Genomic DNA, 16,169 nt, shown 5'->3' on the forward strand with positions numbered 1-16,169 from the left:
ATGAAGAAATGACTGGGCATAATACTGAAAGTGAATTCAGACTGCCAATAGTTTGCTGATTAAAGCATCATGTCGCGATTTTTGGCGACCCATACGCAGACGTTCTGCGCGGATAATGGTTTTGAGATCTGACAGCGCCAGATCAAAATCATCATTAACAATTAAATAGTCGTACTCGGCGTAGTGGCTCATTTCCGCCACGGCCTGTTGCATACGACGGGCAATCACCTCTTCGCTGTCCTGACCGCGACCACGCAGGCGGCGATCCAACTCTTCGGTAGAAGGCGGCAGCACAAAGATGCTGCGTGCGGCCGGCATTTTCTTGCGAATTTGCTGCGCGCCCTGCCAGTCGATATCCAGGAAGACGTCAACGCCGGTCGCCAGCACCTGCTCAATCGCAGCGCGTGACGTACCGTAATAATTGCCAAACACTTCCGCATGTTCGAGGAAGTCGTCTGCTGCAATCATGGTTTCGAATTCGCCCTTAGAGACGAAAAAGTAGTGCTCACCATGAGCTTCACCGGGACGCACGCCACGGGTGGTATGCGAAATAGACACCTGCGTATCGTACAGCGGTTGTGTCTTTAACAGCGCCTGAATCAGGCTGGATTTACCCGCGCCGCTAGGGGCGGAAACAATATAAAGCGTGCCTTGAGCCATGGTTATCTTGAATTGAGTAAAGAGCGGAGTCGATTTCCTGCACAGTATACACGGCTTGGGGAGGTGGCGCAGCGTTTGCCGCTTGGCTGAGGCAATTCTTTTTTCTGTGAAGCCGCGCCAGAGGCTGATGTAGCAAGCTGCAATCCGGATGAAAAGCCTGGAATCTGTCTCCAGCGCATCGCTTTTGCCGCTGGTAAAAGATCGTCCAGCGCTCTCCAATAACGAAAAAGGAGAGCGAAGATGAAAGGATGTCTGAGTCTACTAGGTTGCTTATTCAGTATCGGTTGCTGGGCCGAAGCGCTGTGTCCGAACTGGTCGCCGGTGCGTGCCAGCCAGGAGATAACGCAGCTGCAAACCCAGCTACGCCAATGGGATGATGCCTACTATCGGCAAGGCATCAATCAGATAACTGATGCGGATTACGACAGCCTGCAACAGCGATTACAGCAGTGGCAGCGCTGCTTCATCCCCGCTCAGCCCGCTTACGATGCGCAGCTCAGCACCGATGGCAGCACGCATCATCCTGTGGCGCACACTGGTGTGCGCAAACTGCGCGACAAGCTCGCGGTGGCGTACTGGATGCAGGACAAATCTGCACTGTGGTTGCAGCCTAAAGTTGATGGCGTTGCCGTCACGCTGGTGTATCGGCAAGGTAAGTTGGTGTCATTAATCAGCCGCGGCGATGGCTTACGTGGAGAAGAGTGGCGCGCCAAAGCCGAGCACATTCCTGCCATTCCCAAGAGCATCGCGACCTTACTCGAAGAAGTGGTGCTGCAAGGTGAGCTGTTTCTGCAAATGACCGATCATCAACAGGCGCGCGACGGAGGGAAAAATGCCCGTGCTCAGGTTGCTGGCGCCATGATGCGACATGACAACAGCCCGCTGTTGGCACAGCTGGGCATTTTTATCTGGGCGTGGCCAGACGGCCCGACGTTGATGCCTGAGCGGCTAACACAGCTGGCGCAGTGGGGATTTGGTCTGGCGCAGAGCTGGAGTCGTCAGGTGAGTAATGAAGAGGAAGTAGCAGTATGGCGCGATCGCTGGTTCCGTGAATCGCTGCCGTTTGTCACCGATGGCGTCGTGATCCATCAATCCCCTGTCAGCGCAGGTCGCGATTGGCAACCCGGGCAGGGCAGCTGGTCAGCGGCGTGGAAATACCAGCCGGCGGAAGTCAGCAGCGAGGTGCTGTCAGTAGATTTTAATGTCGGGCGTACCGGCAAAGTGGCCGTTGTGCTTAACCTGATTCCGGTGCAGTTAGAAGATAAAACCGTACGCCGGGTCAATCTTGGCTCACTGCGACGCTGGCGGGAGCTGGACGTTATTGCGGGCGATCAGGTAACCCTTACGCTGGCAGGTTTAGGCATTCCCCGGCTGGAGCGCGTGATCTGGCGAGTGGCGCAGCGCGACTATCCGGCATCGCCGCAGAAAGGCGAATTCGATCATTTAAGCTGCCTGCAAATTAGCGCAACCTGCCGGGCACAGTTTCTTTCACGGCTCAGTTGGCTGAGCCAGAAATCGGTGCTGGATATTGCGGGCGTGCAGCGCAGTACCTGGCAGCGCTTGCTGGATAACGGTGCAATTACGCATCTCTTCTCCTGGCTGATGTTAACGCCCGATCAAATCGCGCAGGCCAACGGCATTACGACCGCTCGTGCCCAGCTTATCTGGCATCGCTTTAACCTCACGCGCCAACAGCCGCTGCGGCGCTGGGTGAATGCGTTGGGAATACCGCTGCCGCGCACGGCGCTACAGGCATTGCCGGATTCCCAATGGTCGCAGCTATTGTCGCGAACGGCAGAGAGCTGGCAGCAGTTGCCAGGCGTCGGCACGATTTTGGCACAGCGCATCGTGTCGATGCTGCAGGATGCAGACCTGCAGCAGTTGATTCACTTTTTGCAGCAGCAGGATATTCCTGCTGCGAACTCAGTGTTCAGGGTGGGGATAGTTGAAAATCGGCAAACCGAGGCGGAAACGCAGCGCCAGCAAACGGGCAAAGAAGCCGAACAGTAGCGTGATGATCACTACCGCCTCGTGGGGCAGCGGTGTTTTCAATAGCAGAATGTAGATCCAGCCAGAGGCGAACGCGATGCCGGCATACAGCTCTTTCTGGAACACCAGTGGAATGCGATTACAAAACATATCGCGTAGCACGCCGCCAAAGACGCCAGTGATGACCGCGGCGATGGCGGCAATGATCGATGCATGGCCTGAATCGAGCGCCACCTGGGCACCAATAATCGAAAACACCACCAAACCTAGCGCATCGAGTACCAGAAAGACTTTGCGCAGATGCGTCATTAGCGGGGCAACAAAGGTCGTCACTACGGCGGCGGCAGCCACAATCATGATGTATTCCGGATGCTTCACCCAGCCCAGTGGATAGTGGCCCAGCAGGATATCGCGCACCGATCCGCCACCTATGGCGGTGACCGAGGCAATGATGATCACGCCAAACAGATCCATTTTACGACGTCCCGCCGCCAGTGCGCCGGTCATGGCTTCGGCAGTAATACCAATAATATAGAGAACGGTTAATAACATAGAGCACTCCAACAGATTGGCGGCAAGGCTAAAGATTTCCCAGAGTGTAAACCACTGAGATTTTCTAAAGAAAGTGTCGTCGGATTAGCCATTTTGATGGCATGCATGCTAACAGGCCTAGCTGGCGTGATAAATCGGGATTTTGTGCGAATCAGGCATGAGTAAAAATGATGCGAAGAGGGCTAAAACTCGCTTTCTTAAGTTCCATTCTGTTTGTGTCGTACCTGATTATTGCCTGCTAACCAGGCTTTTCTCTCTCCGGCCCGTTGTAGGGTGCGCATTAATGTGCACCGGGCAGAAGCACGCACGATGCGGCTTAACTTATCAGCATTAAGCAACTATTGGACAGGCATGAAAAAGCGTAACGAAGACATTCTCCTTTTCTCTTCTGACAAACTGGCAGCATTAGGGCTGGAGAGTCTTTTGACCTCGTTACCGGTTGCCAGCAAAATTCATCAAGTGTGGTCGCTCAGCACGATAATCGCCCAGTGCGAGACGCTCAGGCCGCGGCTGCTGGTGTGCATCTTTCATGAAAACATGCCGCTGGCCGGTACGTTAAAGTTATTTTATGGCCTGCAGCAGCAGTTCCCCGACATGCAAATACTGGTGCTAACCCAGCGTCTCTTACCGCTGATGCATGGACTCAGTCGTTATCTGCCTACGCTCAGCGTGCTGGATTTAAAATCATCGCGGCAAAAGCTTATCCGCAGCCTGAAGGCGTGCATGAACAGGCAGAGCCCGGTTCATTTAGTGGAAGGTGTTGACGTTCTGCTGCCGGATCGACAACTGCGCGTGCTGCTGATGATTGCCTGGGGTTACAGTACAGAGCACATTGGCACGTGCTTAGGGCTCAGCCATAAAACGGTCAATGCACATAAGCTCATTGCGCTGTCACGACTGCAAATCAAAAGTAAGAACGATATGGTCGATCTCTTTATGGTGATTGATGAATTACGCATGCTGACGAGTTGGTTACACTTGCAGCACAGCGATAACGCAGGCGAAGCCATCGTTCAGTTAGAGGACGTATTGCTGGAAGCGTAAAAAGAAAAAAGCGTGCTGGTAACCAGCACGCGAACGCATCTTCTCAGATGCCCAGAGCCCACCATACAGACTTGTTTTTATTATCCGTTTCTTGCTCGCACATTGGCGAAACTTTTCAGGCTAAAACGGTATTCTGGCTGGAACCAGGAACGACCGTAATAGCAGTAGATCAGCATTCTGATGGATACCATGGCGAGGTAGCCCCAGATTGCGCACAATACCGAAGGTGTTAGCCATACGGTAAACAGTGTGATACCCAGCCCTGCTAACACAGAAGCGGTTTCCGTGAAGGCAATGCGTGAAAATTGATTTTCCCGTTGCAATATGGCGCGATAATGCTGTCCTTGCGGAATAATAATGAATATCACCGAAATCATCTCAAGCATAATCGCCATTTCGGGTTGATTCATAATACGACTGGAAATATCGCTACCAATAAACAGTGCGGCAAAAATGGCCATTCCGCATAATACATTCCCCCAATATAAAATCGAGAGATCGCTATTATTCAGGCTTTTATTTCTGATAATGGCATTGCCAAAACCGCGATCCGCCAACGTATCAATAACCAATAGCATCACAATCGCGATGGCGAGCAAATTCAACTCATTTGCCTGAAGTATTTGTGCCAAAAGTGAAAGCTGCAAAACACCAATGCCGACAATTTTAATCGATGACAAAACTGACCACTTAGCGTTGGTCAAATTTCTTTCTCTTATCGCCATACCCTGCTCTTTATGGTACATGTACCAGTGCAATGAAGGGGTTACCCGAGCCACAGGCTCGGGCACAGATCACTTTAATGCAGCGATTCCTGGCGCAATCCTGAAATACCTTTCAGATTCAGCCATGTATAGATGCACTCAATTAAGTGATGTTCTGATTTTAAAAAGATGCCCCTGGCGCATAATGTTTTTTTTGTCTTAATGGTATCACCTCCGGTGCGGAGGAAATCCATAAGATCATTATAAAATCCCTTTGAGTTTATATATTCCCCGGCCAGCATCCTCCTGGCAATCTCAACAAATTCTTTTTCTGATAACAAAGGATAGGTTGAGCGATCCATGTTATTTCCCTGCTGTTGTTATTATGGGTATTGCTGTGTGTGGAAGAGTTATACCGTGTTTTAATTAAATTAACACCATCAGAAAACTCCTATAAATAGACTGCAGAAATAAATGGTTTCATAATATGCATCAGAATATATAAGGCGAGTGATGTGCCATTTATTAGTCTTTTACGCCTTTCAGCATCGATGAATGAAGCCACATCAACTGAATGGACAAAAAACTTCGATAAATCAGAGGCACTCAGCATTTTATCGCGAAGCCCCACCAGGAATTTTCCCGGTGAGGAAGCTTAAGCAGCATTGTTGATTAACACATTGATGAGTGAAGATTTCGCCAAAACAGTTAAACGCTACTGTGCAAAAAAGAAACCGCTTTTTATCAATTAATTCCAGCGCAAGTTACAGAGAGGGAGTTTGCATAATGCATTGATTCTAATGAGTTAACAGATGCAGCAGTTGTTCAAGATCGCGTTTTACCCAGGCAACATCCTGCGCAAACTTCTCGTCGGACATCAGCGGCTGGCGGTAAACCACCATCACAACCTCGGCGCCTTGCTCATTAGCAATCACCCGCATCGGCATATAAATCTCTTTGCCGCTGCCGGTATCAATCCAGTGATCCATCACGCCAAACGGGTTATGCGGCGTAAAACGAATCTTCACCGTGCCTTCGGGACCTTTGGCCTTCCAGCTGTTTCCTTCCTGCGTCAGCGTGCTGCTACTGAGCCCGCTTGCCCATTTGGCAAAGCACTCGGGTTTCCAGATGGTTTCATACAAATCTAACCAGTTGCGTGGAACGGTCAGTGTGACTGTCTGTGATGGCAGCATGGAACCTCCTGATGTGAGACAGCCATTAAAGCACGCTGATACCGGGCAGAAAATTGCCCGGTAGTGGAAGTGTGGGCCAACAGCGGTTTCCGTGAAAATGCTGTAATCAAATAAACTTGCCGCGCCCCTGAATATCCCGCTCTTGCGCTGTTCCGTCTGCTGCACGCAGGACAAAGCGATCGGACTGTGCAACCACGGCGCAGCTGTGATTAGGGAAAATACGCAGCAACGCACCAACAGGCGGAGCCTGATCGCCGTATTGCAGGAAGCCATGCTCTTCCGACAGCTTCAGCACTTCATAGTGATTACCTTGCTCATCCACCGCGATGCCAAATCCGCTGGCATTGGTGCCGTGTGGTCCTTTGTCGGAGCTGAGCATCTTGGAACCGGCATCGATGATGGCAAAGTGTGGATTCACCGCCACCACGCGCGTTATCACGCTCAGCGCCAGCGCATCCGGCGAGCACAGACCCAGCCGCCAGGCGGTGAGATCCAATAGCGCGTAATTACCGGGGCGAATTTCATCGCTGCCTGGCGCCACGGGTGCCGCCAGCGCCGTTGGGGTGGAACCCACTGAAATCGGGCAGGACGTAAACCCGGCTTCGACCACGCGTTGCTGCACATCGCGCATCAGGGCGATTTCCTGCAATGCGACTTCTGCAATGGCCGTAGGATTGCCCGCACCATAGGCGTGACCGGCATGGGATACCAACCCGGCAAAGGGCAGGCCTGCGCTTTTAAGGCGCTGAGCCAGCGTGATGGCCATATCGCTGTGGGGATCAACGCCGATGCGATGCAATCCCACATCCACCTTGATCGCCACCGCCAGTGAGCAATCGGGTTGGCGCTGATGTGCCGCCGCGATCGCCGTAACGCCCATCTCGCCATCCACGATGCAGGTAATGCGCGCCTGATGCTCTGCCGCCACCGCCAGCAGTTCCGCCAGCGTGTCGGCGTGCACAATGGGATAAGCCAGCAGCAGATCGCGTTCACCTCCCAAAATAAAGGCTACGCCTTCACTCGGCTTCGACACGGTAATGCCGCGCGCGCCAAGCGCACGCTGTTGCCCGGCAATCCAGACGCTTTTATGGGTTTTAATATGGGGACGTAGCGCGACGCCCGCGGCATCGGCTTTTTGCTGCATCAGCTGCAGATTACGCTGCAGGCGCGGTGCATCAATTTCGAGATAAGGTGTGAGTCGGTCGGCAATTAAAGGCCGCAACCAGCCAGCTGTAATATTCTGTTCCATCAAGATAGTCCGCAGGTGATTATTCCGTGCGGACTATCATTCATTAATGAGGGGCAGAATACCAGCCGAGAGCAGATTAGATATACAGTGAGGCTTCGCCCGGTGGACGGGTTTTAAAGCGGCGATGCAGCCACAGATATTGATCGGGAGCGCGCAGGATTTCTTTCTCAATCACTCTGTTCATATAAGCCGCAGCTGCTGCTTCATCTTCATACGGATAATTCTCCAGCTCCGGCTGAATGATCAGCTGATAACCGCTTTTATCCGCATTACGAATCAGCACGATGGTCAGCATGGCTGGCTTAGCCAGACGCGACAGCACAAAAGTGCCGTTGGTGGTGGCGGCTTGCTTCACGGCAAACAGCGGCGCAAACACGCTGCCCTTCGGGCCGTAATCTTGATCCGGTGCGAACCATACCGCTTCGCCCTGTTTCAGCGCATGCACCATGCCGCGCAAATCGCGACGATCAATCATCGCCTTATTAGAACGCATACGACCTTTGGTTTGCGCCCACTCCATCGCCTGATTGTTGTGCGGGCGATACATCGCCATCATCGGCTGGCACAGTCCGGTAATACGGCCGCCCAGCTCGAGTGACATAAAATGCACGCCGATCACCATCACACCGCGCTGGTGGCTCTGCGCATTCTGCAGGTTGGCGATGCCGTTCACCTGGAACAGGCGACGCACGCGCGCATCGGACCAGAACCAGGCGATGCCGGTTTCAGCCAGCGCCATGCCCAGCGATGCAAAGTTACCGGCAATCATCAACTCTTTATCTTCCTCATTAATGTTCGGGAAGCAGAGTTCGATGTTGCGGCGGGTAATGCGCTCACGGCGCTTAAGGAAGTGTCGTGACAGCTTGCCGGCAGAAGCGCCAAGCCGTATCAAAGCAGGATAAGGAAGCTGCACCAGCAGCCATAACACACCCAGCCCAAACCAGGTCAACCAGTAGCGGGGATGGAGCAGTTTTGAGCGGAACTTACCAGTTTTCTTCATGGCGCCTTCAGTGAAAAAGTGAATGTATCGCGCAAGAAGCATTTCCCTGGAATCCTGATGCGGTACAACTGTATTGAATACGACCAGTACTTTAGCAAATAGTGCCTTCAAAGTTATGTAAACTCTGCAATCTTTAGGATTGAGAGGTTTCATTGAATGAGGGCTTAAGTTTAGCGTGCAACGTTTATAGGTACGCTAATCTGTTTGCTAAACAATGAATTAGGCTGATGCGTTGATGATTTTCTATCCGTTTCTCGCCGCATTTTCAGTCAGAAAATGACATGGATGCACATACACGCTTTCACATTCTTTACATTGAAAAAACCACAATATCGTCTAAAGCGCTGATGCGACGTTCCAACGGAAGGCCTTAGCAAGCCTGGGAAGGGTATGGTTTGTGATCTTCATCACAATTTACAGTGTAGTGCAGTAAGCCGTATTCGTATAGCGATCAATAACCGCTCTGGTTTTTCCTGGCGCTGATTTATTTCACGATCGGTTGCTGATGAAATTGAGCGGTGCGAGAAAATAGCATGGGCAGCTATATTAATATAGGCATGCATTACGTGTTTTTATTTTCCCATACGAACTTATTGCCACCGTATTAATATTAAAATGAAAAGTAAGCGATGAGAATTTTTGGGCGGGAATAATGGATATATTGATCTAACCTACCAATATTTAAGACATTTCTTGCGTTGCGGGTTAATAGTGAGTTTTATTGCGCTAGAACATAAAATTGCCGCGTTAAAAACAGCAGAATGCGCTCCCTCTTTAAGACGTGTCCTGGCATTACTTATTCATGATGTCCGCTATTGTTAGCGCATATCATCACGCATGGTTGAAAACCATTAAATTAGCGTGCCTGGAAATTGATTGATTATTTGGCAAGGAATTTAAAATGAAAATTAATGTGATTAAATCGGTGGCAATGATGGCATTATTTACTTTTTCTTCTTCATTAATGGCAGCGATTGATAGCGGACGCGTCACTATTCGTGGCCAGATTGTTGAGGGCGACGAACCCTGCAAAATCGTTCACCAGAACAGCGACCAGGCGATTGAGCTTTCCAATGCGAAGGCCATCAAGTTTTCCCTTAAGGTAAACCAGTGCGCGCATGAAACCCTGGAAAACATCACGGCGACCTTTACCGGCCCTGAGACCGAAGAGAGTTTACTGGCGCTCTCTGAAGATGCTGCGGTAATGCTGCAACACAGCAACGGTAAAGTGATTAAAATGCGTAATACGCCGGAACCGCAGCTGGTGTTGAGTAAAAACAATACGCTGGATTTTACCGCTACGTTGAAAGGGATGAATAAGCCTGAGTATTCAGGTTCTGCTATGAGCCAGTTAACGCTGGCCTATGAATAAGTTACGACCACGTGTTTTGTAAGACTTGATGTGACTGTGCTAAGTTGGTGTGTTGATTTTACAAGGATATGATTCTGGCATGTGATTGATATGCGAGAATAAGTAAGGGAAATGCAGAAATACTTTTATGGTTATATTCCTGCAATGATTTTCAGAATTACAAGTAATAGTTTTTAATCAGCTTTTCATCATGGGGTAGTTAAAATGAGAACGCCAGATCCATGAAAAGGTCCGGGTTCTACATCGCTATCTGCTTGTAGATATGCATTGAGTGAAGATAGAGTTTCCTTATTTGCTTTAACGTTTATTTTTTTACCCTCATATCCCTGTTCACCCGATGTAAAATATAAAAATGCATACAGGGAACCATCAGGCTTTAATGTAACGGTTCTGTTTCCTGCTTCTCCATAAGCATATGCGTATAAGGTGGCATCAAGATTGCATTTAATAGCTATTTTGATGTATCCGCCCTTGAAGCCGGATTTTGCTTCATCAGAAGTAGCCGGGGTAATTTCGATATTATTATTACCAGTGATTGAGCAGGTTAAATTTGCTGGCGGAGCAGGTTTACAGAAATTCGTTATTTCACCTATATGATTTACGTTTCCGTTAAGATAAAAAGAAATGGCGATGCAATGGTTTCCGGGAGTATATTGCGTATTAGAACCACCTGATATTTTGTAGGGTAGCGGGTATTTTTTTTTAAATAACTTACCTATTTCTCCAATTGTTTCAAGATCACTAATGTCATTAAGAGATATTCCTCGGGGTGTATAATGCAGGTTAGACTCGATCTCCTTAATAGCAACATCCAGCATACAGAAATTTTTCTTAAAACAGAGGTTAGGTCTCTTATCATCCTCATCCCAGTAATCAATAAACCCCGTATATTCATAGTTCTGGCCATTGCTGGATATTTTCGTTTCCACTATATGAGTACCAACGTCCGCCAGTAGCGATCCAGATAAAATCCATAAATTCAATGCAATAAAAATTCGGAAAAGTGATTTCATAATGTTATACACGTGAGTAGATTTGAATTAAGATAGAAAAGATACTGTTTCTACAGTCGATGGTTTCTTTACTGATATTCGATAAAAAAATCCGCTACCGTTTCAATCGCGCCAGGCATGATCTTTTTTTGTGCTATTGCGTTTTTTTCGGCAGAAACAAACACCTTAAGATTAATGATATTTTCGCCGGGCTGTAAGCCGATAAAATCTATATTTTCAAAAAGCGGAATGAAGACATTCTCCGATGTCTCTATGCCGACGGCCACGCCTTGCGCACCGCCTTTAAACAGCTTAAGAAAATCGGGTTGCAATTCATCGGAGGTGCCCCAAAACTTAATGGTGACTTCTTTACCCAGGGAAAGATCACAGTTCAATAAATGTATGGCAAAAGGTGTGCCCGGTGAACGTTGGTGGCTGTAGAGATATTTATCGATCACTGAGCCAACATCAATATCAATCTGCCCATCTTTAGGATCCAGCACGCATGGCGTCTCTACCAGTTTGCCACTAAAATTTATATCGGCAGCGGCGGCCGCAAATCTTGCTGGCGTTAATAACATCAAACATAAAAGAATCGTGATTGAGGCTTTCATTATTACTCCATGACAATTTGCAATGTTACCTGCCCATGGAAATCGCCACCGGTAAGCTGGCTATTAGGCCGTTTTACCAACACGGCTACAAATCTGGGGACTAAATCATAATTTATCGGCACCGTTTTCTTAATAATGATGGGAGTTATGCCATTCAGTAATAGGCGGATGCCGAGGTTTTCAACATCAGTCGTAATGGCTGCAGGATCGAAATCGGTTTGGCTACCAACAAACATTAAATGCAGGATATCGCCCGGTGGTTGTGAACACGTGAACTCCAGCGGTAATTCCTGGCGGTAATTCCCACCATCAACAGAATTAACGCCTATTGCATCGCCAAAGCTAATATCAAGCGGCTTATCATTATTCACCGTGCAACTGATGCTCAGCAGTGTGCCACGCATATTCATGGATTGTGCCTGCACGCCGCAAAAAGGCGCGATAAGTGTCAATCCTAGCAGCACAATACGCAGATTCATGGTTATTGCGGCTCCATGGTTAGCGTGACCGAAGCCTGGAAATCCCCGCCTTCAAACTTGGCGTCTTTTGCTTTTACCGGCACCACCTCTAAGGAAATATTTCCGGGTTTATTGTAGGTATAAGGCTTATTCAGCTCTAGAAACTTTGTGGAATCCCTACCATCAACAAAGCGAATACCTAAACCAGAAATATTGGTTTTAACCGCTGTGTTTTCAAATCCGGCATCCTCACCGATAATGGTGAAACTTAAGTCACCGTTATAATCCTGGTTGCATTTTACCGGCAGCATCATCGGTTCTTTATATTTCGTACCGTCCAACAATTCTGCGACCACTTCATTGCCGAAGTCGATATCTATCTTTTCATCGTTGTTGATTTTGCAGGTGAGATTAATCAGGGTTCCGTGCAGTTTTACCTCGGAAGAGGGCCACGCCGGGCTTGAAGTCAATAGGCTCAGGGCGAGGATGAAAGAGGTATGACGTAACTGCATCGTGATTTTCCTTATTGAATGCCGAGCAGCAAGGTGACACTGGCCTTAAATTCTCCAGCCACAGGCGTAGCGCTGGGATTAATAACGGGCACCGCTTTGAGATTAAGCGGATTGCGCCAATTGATATCATTTAACTGGTTGAGCTGTACCACTTCACCATTACGGGTGAACTGAATAGCCAAATCGCTATTGTCGGTGGCGGCGGCATTGCTACCAAACCCCGCCGACTCTGCTTTAATGCTCAAAGAGAGATCGCCAGTGAAGGTGGATTCACAGGAAATGGAGGTAGGGACATCTTGCTCATAGCGCACACCATCAATTGCCTGGATGGCCACATCGCCAAACTCTACCGTAACAAGCTGGTCTTTATTGATTTTGCAGGGTGCGGCGATAATCGTTCCCGAGACGGTAAAGGGGAAGGTAGGCAATTCTCCGCCAATCGCCGCGCTAGAACCGAACAGGGCAATCGCTAGCGCCACCATCCACTTTTTCACCACGCTACTCACTTTTACCCACGCTGCATTTTCCAGCGGCGCAGTTGAAGATCAGCGCTGGGCGACCGCCGTAGTCGTTGATGTAGACCAGCACCGGATGCGCACCTAACGCGGCTGCGCTAACGCCCAGCGTGGCGCTGCCTTTCGGTTCCAGCATCAGCGGCTTAAAATCGTTATCACTCTTCACGGCGTCTTTACTGCGGGCGGCGCCGACCAGCGTGACGTAATAAGGTGTGGGATTCGTCACCGTGTAGCCATCGCCTTGCTGGCTCAGCGTCAGCTGGGTTTGCCACGGCGTGGCCGATTCGCTGGTGACGATGATGGATGCCGGACGATAAAACAGCTTGATGCGGGTTTGCAGCGCAATCTGCAGCACGTTCTGTTTTTCGCTGCGCGGTGGAATCTCACGCAGGTTGAAGTAGAACAGGCTTTCACGATCCTGCGGCAACAGCGTTTTTGTCACCGGCAGCGCCTGAATTTTGATGGCGCCTTTCTGGCCCGGTTCCACGCGCTGTACCGGCGGCAGCACCAGCAGCGGCGAGTTCACTTTTTTGCCCTGCGCATCTTCCAGCCAGCTCTGCGCCAGATAAGGCAGACTTTTATTTTCGTTGCTGATGCTGAGGCTGATCGAGCGTTCACTGCCGTTATAAATAACGCGGGTGCGATCCATGGCGATGGCGGCCAGCGCCTGATGGGTGATAAGCGTGCCGATCAGCAGCGAGGCCCAGGCAATAAAACGGCGGTTAACAAGCATAGTTTCTATCTCATTCAGAAGAGTTAATGGCGCAGTCGCGTCATCGGGTGTTAATCATTGCTGTCGATACACGGCAGCAGTAAGTTGTTTTCACCGGTCGGATCTTCAGGCAGTACCTCTGGCAGCGTGATGGTGCATTGCGTTGCACCGCTCCAGCGCACGGCCATCTTCACGCCAGGATTGACGCCGCTCAGCCATACGTTGCCGCTGTCGCTGACGATGCCGGTTTCGCGCCCGTTATTGAGGACGCTGGCGCCAAACGGTGGGAAACTGCCGTCTGCGCGACGAATCACCGCCATCAGTTTTTGCCCGGTGATCACGCCAAATTTGCGGTAACCAATGGCGCCTTCGGTGAGCGTAAATTGGGCCACCGGACGTTCCGCTTCCACGTTATCGGCCAGGTTATTGAGATCAATGCCGGCCTGATTGCGGTAATAGCTGCTGACGTCGGTAATCACCGCTTTGCCAAACAGATTAGTGTGCGTGGAGGCGGAACCTCCGCCCTGCACCGGCACGCCGCTGACGCCTTCGGTATCCACCATTAATCGCGTACCGCCTGCGACGTTGGTACGGTGCAGCGCCGCGCCCTGCGTGGTGACAGTGGCGCCGCCCTGCACGGACAGGCCCGCAGAGCGATAGGCTCCGGCTTTATAGCTGGCGCTGGTGTTGACTTGGGTGATATCACCGGTGCGACTGTAGTAGCCGCTGAATCCTGGCGCTTCGCCAGTGCTTGCATTGGTACTGAGCTGATAAGTGTTGCGCTCGTCAAGGCGCTGATACCAACTCACGCTTTGCGTGGTGTTATTGCTACCATTCTGCGCGCTGTAGTTGATAGAGGCGGCACCGCCAAGCGGAAGATTAAGGCTGAGATACAGCGTGTCGTCTTTTTTTCCTCTTAGCTCGGTGCGATAAGCCGAGAGGGTGGCGCTGATATTTTTAATGCTGCCCACATCAAAATAGCGTGCCACCGACATATTCCAGCGGCTGGTTGCAGGGCGATTCCAGTAGGTTTGGTAGTAGTAGTTAAGATAGGCAGTTACACCTAGCGAGCGGAACTGCTTATTGAGTGTTACGGAATAGGTCTGTTTGTCGCTGCCGCGCGCATAGAGGCGATCGCCATAGCGGATCTCATCCAGGTAGCGGCTTATGGTCATGTAGCTACGTTCAGAAAAGCGATAGCCAGCGAAGGTCACCTGCGTGTCGTACTCTTCGAAGCGTTTGGAGTAGTTAACGTTGTAAGATTTGCCAACTTGCTTACCTGTGCGGGGTAGCACAGCGTGTGACTGCGTGGCGTTGAACGAGATAGCACCGAATGCCAGTAAATCGCGACCAATGCCGAGTGAATAGGCGTTGTATTTACCGGCGGTCATGAGGCCGCCCAGCAGTGACCAACCATTGGTAATCCCCCAGGAGAACTCCCCGGTATGCATCAGCGTGCCCTGCGGCTTAAACTCCTGATAGGCGGGTTGACCAGCCGAGACTTTGTAGCGAACCTGGCCAGGACGACTTAAATAGGGAATGGTGGCGGTATCAATCTGAAACTCCTGCACCGAGCCATCCTGCTCTTCAACGCGCACGTCCAGCGTCCCGTTGGTCGCCTGGTTCAGATCCTGAATCAGAAAAGGACCCGGCGCCACCTGGCTTTCATACAGTATTCGACCTAACTGGCTAATCGTGACTTTGGCATTGGTTTTTGCCACGCCGCCAACTTCCGGCGCATAGCCGCGTAGATTGGGTGGCAGTTGGTTATCATCTGAGATGATACTGACGCCGACAAAACGCACGCTGTCAAACATGTCGGTGGTTAAATAGTTCTGGCCTACCAGTAACCGGGCGCGCCAGGCTTTAATGGCCCGATAGGCGTAATATTGGCTCCAGGTGAGTTGGTGCGTACTGCCGCGTTCATCACGGCTGTACTGAGCTTGCCAGTTCGCACGCATGCGCCACGGGCCTAAGTTTGCTCCCGCAATGCCATTGCCGCTGACGCTGCTACTGTCGCCGCCCTGCTGCTGCGTGTTGTAATCCATATTCACGTTGTAATCGAACAGCATCCCTGGAATGCCATCATCCCAGCGTGCAGGTGGATCCCAATCCTGTGCCTGATACTCAAGGTAGGCTTGCGGCAGGTTTACAGAGAGTATGGAAGTGGCTAAGTCACCTTGCGCGGTGAGGCCAGGCAAGGATGAGAGGTTGGCACACTGTCCCGCATGCCAGTAGTTAATTTTTGCCAGTGACGCCGGCTTTAAGCCTAACTGTTGTACCAGTTCGGGCGACAGGCAAGCCACGCTGCCTTTGGGATCGTCTTCCGGGGCGAGGAAGGTTATAAGCAGAGCCGGAATTTCGGTTTTATTTACCCGCACCACCATTTCATATTGACCGGGCATAATAAATCCGGCGCGCGCAAACTGCGACATGTCAATATTTTCACGGTCGCTGACATCAAGATTGTCGAGGTTGAACTCAACCTCTTTTGCCAATAATGGTTGCGGGGTAAATAAAGCTAAAGAAATAGCCAGCGCCAACGGAGCAAGCACTATTTTAGTGAGCTTCGTCTTTTTAACTGGGCATTTCGTTAGCATTAT

At 50.4% G+C, this 16,169-nt stretch carries 17 protein-coding genes; 3 read left to right on the top strand and 14 right to left on the bottom strand.

What is annotated here, in order from left to right:
- Positions 1-36 precede the first annotated feature (36 nt).
- Positions 37-660 carry a guanylate kinase gene (gene gmk / locus AAGR08_RS18965; protein ID WP_097095555.1) on the bottom strand — a complete coding sequence of 208 codons (624 nt, stop codon included), beginning with the start codon at positions 658-660 and terminating at the stop codon, positions 37-39.
- Between the two features lie 240 nt (positions 661-900).
- Here gmk and ligB point away from each other — a divergent pair, with 240 nt between their 5' ends.
- Positions 901-2,670, top strand: a complete 1,770-nt coding sequence (ligB, locus tag AAGR08_RS18970; protein WP_345827690.1) for an NAD-dependent DNA ligase LigB — start codon at positions 901-903, stop codon at positions 2,668-2,670.
- Here the strand turns inward: ligB and AAGR08_RS18975 are convergent.
- A complete protein-coding gene (locus tag AAGR08_RS18975; RefSeq protein WP_345827691.1) occupies positions 2,584-3,201 on the bottom strand; it encodes a trimeric intracellular cation channel family protein in 618 nt (205 codons plus the stop codon). The genes ligB and AAGR08_RS18975 overlap by 87 nt on opposite strands.
- Before the next feature lie 351 nt (positions 3,202-3,552).
- Here AAGR08_RS18975 and AAGR08_RS18980 point away from each other — a divergent pair, with 351 nt between their 5' ends.
- Positions 3,553-4,245: a LuxR C-terminal-related transcriptional regulator gene (locus tag AAGR08_RS18980; protein ID WP_097095558.1), complete on the top strand. Its 693-nt coding sequence runs from the start codon at positions 3,553-3,555 to the stop codon at positions 4,243-4,245.
- An 80-nt stretch (positions 4,246-4,325) separates the two neighbouring features.
- Here the strand turns inward: AAGR08_RS18980 and AAGR08_RS18985 are convergent, their stop codons facing one another.
- The 5 genes from AAGR08_RS18985 to lpxP form a co-directional block, all read right to left on the bottom strand.
- Complete coding sequence (locus AAGR08_RS18985; RefSeq protein WP_097097621.1) at positions 4,326-4,970, bottom strand: oligosaccharide flippase family protein; 645 nt, start codon at positions 4,968-4,970, stop codon at positions 4,326-4,328.
- A gap of 74 nt (positions 4,971-5,044) precedes the next feature.
- On the bottom strand, positions 5,045-5,311 hold the full coding sequence (locus AAGR08_RS18990) for a hypothetical protein (RefSeq protein ID WP_345827693.1): 267 nt from the start codon (positions 5,309-5,311) through the stop codon (positions 5,045-5,047).
- A 435-nt stretch (positions 5,312-5,746) separates the two neighbouring features.
- Positions 5,747-6,142 carry a polyketide cyclase gene (locus AAGR08_RS18995; RefSeq protein ID WP_097095560.1) on the bottom strand — a complete coding sequence of 132 codons (396 nt, stop codon included), beginning with the start codon at positions 6,140-6,142 and terminating at the stop codon, positions 5,747-5,749.
- Between the two features lie 106 nt (positions 6,143-6,248).
- Positions 6,249-7,391, bottom strand: a complete 1,143-nt coding sequence (locus AAGR08_RS19000) for an alanine racemase (RefSeq protein WP_345827695.1) — start codon at positions 7,389-7,391, stop codon at positions 6,249-6,251.
- Positions 7,392-7,467: 76 nt separating this feature from the next.
- Positions 7,468-8,391, bottom strand: coding sequence for a kdo(2)-lipid IV(A) palmitoleoyltransferase (gene lpxP, locus AAGR08_RS19005; RefSeq protein ID WP_097095562.1), 924 nt, complete (start codon positions 8,389-8,391; stop codon positions 7,468-7,470).
- 901 nt (positions 8,392-9,292) lie between these two features.
- Between lpxP and AAGR08_RS19010 the strand changes: the two genes are divergently transcribed.
- Positions 9,293-9,763, top strand: coding sequence for a hypothetical protein (locus tag AAGR08_RS19010; protein ID WP_345827696.1), 471 nt, complete (start codon positions 9,293-9,295; stop codon positions 9,761-9,763).
- A 188-nt stretch (positions 9,764-9,951) separates the two neighbouring features.
- On the opposite strand, the gene AAGR08_RS19015 is transcribed toward AAGR08_RS19010, so the two are convergent.
- The 7 genes from AAGR08_RS19015 to AAGR08_RS19045 form a co-directional block, all read right to left on the bottom strand.
- Positions 9,952-10,776 carry a hypothetical protein gene (locus AAGR08_RS19015; protein WP_345827698.1) on the bottom strand — a complete coding sequence of 275 codons (825 nt, stop codon included), beginning with the start codon at positions 10,774-10,776 and terminating at the stop codon, positions 9,952-9,954.
- Positions 10,777-10,844: 68 nt separating this feature from the next.
- Positions 10,845-11,369: a fimbrial protein gene (locus AAGR08_RS19020; protein ID WP_345827699.1), complete on the bottom strand. Its 525-nt coding sequence runs from the start codon at positions 11,367-11,369 to the stop codon at positions 10,845-10,847.
- A 2-nt stretch (positions 11,370-11,371) separates the two neighbouring features.
- Complete coding sequence (locus AAGR08_RS19025; protein WP_345827700.1) at positions 11,372-11,848, bottom strand: fimbrial protein; 477 nt, start codon at positions 11,846-11,848, stop codon at positions 11,372-11,374.
- A gap of 2 nt (positions 11,849-11,850) precedes the next feature.
- Positions 11,851-12,339 carry a fimbrial protein gene (locus AAGR08_RS19030; RefSeq protein ID WP_345827702.1) on the bottom strand — a complete coding sequence of 163 codons (489 nt, stop codon included), beginning with the start codon at positions 12,337-12,339 and terminating at the stop codon, positions 11,851-11,853.
- An 11-nt stretch (positions 12,340-12,350) separates the two neighbouring features.
- On the bottom strand, positions 12,351-12,833 hold the full coding sequence (locus tag AAGR08_RS19035; RefSeq protein ID WP_345827704.1) for a fimbrial protein: 483 nt from the start codon (positions 12,831-12,833) through the stop codon (positions 12,351-12,353).
- 4 nt (positions 12,834-12,837) lie between these two features.
- Entirely contained in the window at positions 12,838-13,587 is a 750-nt protein-coding gene (locus AAGR08_RS19040) for a fimbria/pilus periplasmic chaperone (protein ID WP_345827706.1), read from the bottom strand.
- Between the two features lie 50 nt (positions 13,588-13,637).
- Positions 13,638-16,064 (bottom strand): fimbria/pilus outer membrane usher protein, encoded by a 2,427-nt coding sequence (locus AAGR08_RS19045; RefSeq protein WP_345827707.1) that lies wholly within the window; start codon positions 16,062-16,064, stop codon positions 13,638-13,640.
- Positions 16,065-16,169: the final 105 nt, after the last annotated feature.

The organism is Pantoea sp. BRR-3P (genome assembly GCF_039621635.1).
GTDB classification, from domain to species: Bacteria; Pseudomonadota; Gammaproteobacteria; order Enterobacterales; family Enterobacteriaceae; genus Pantoea; species Pantoea floridensis.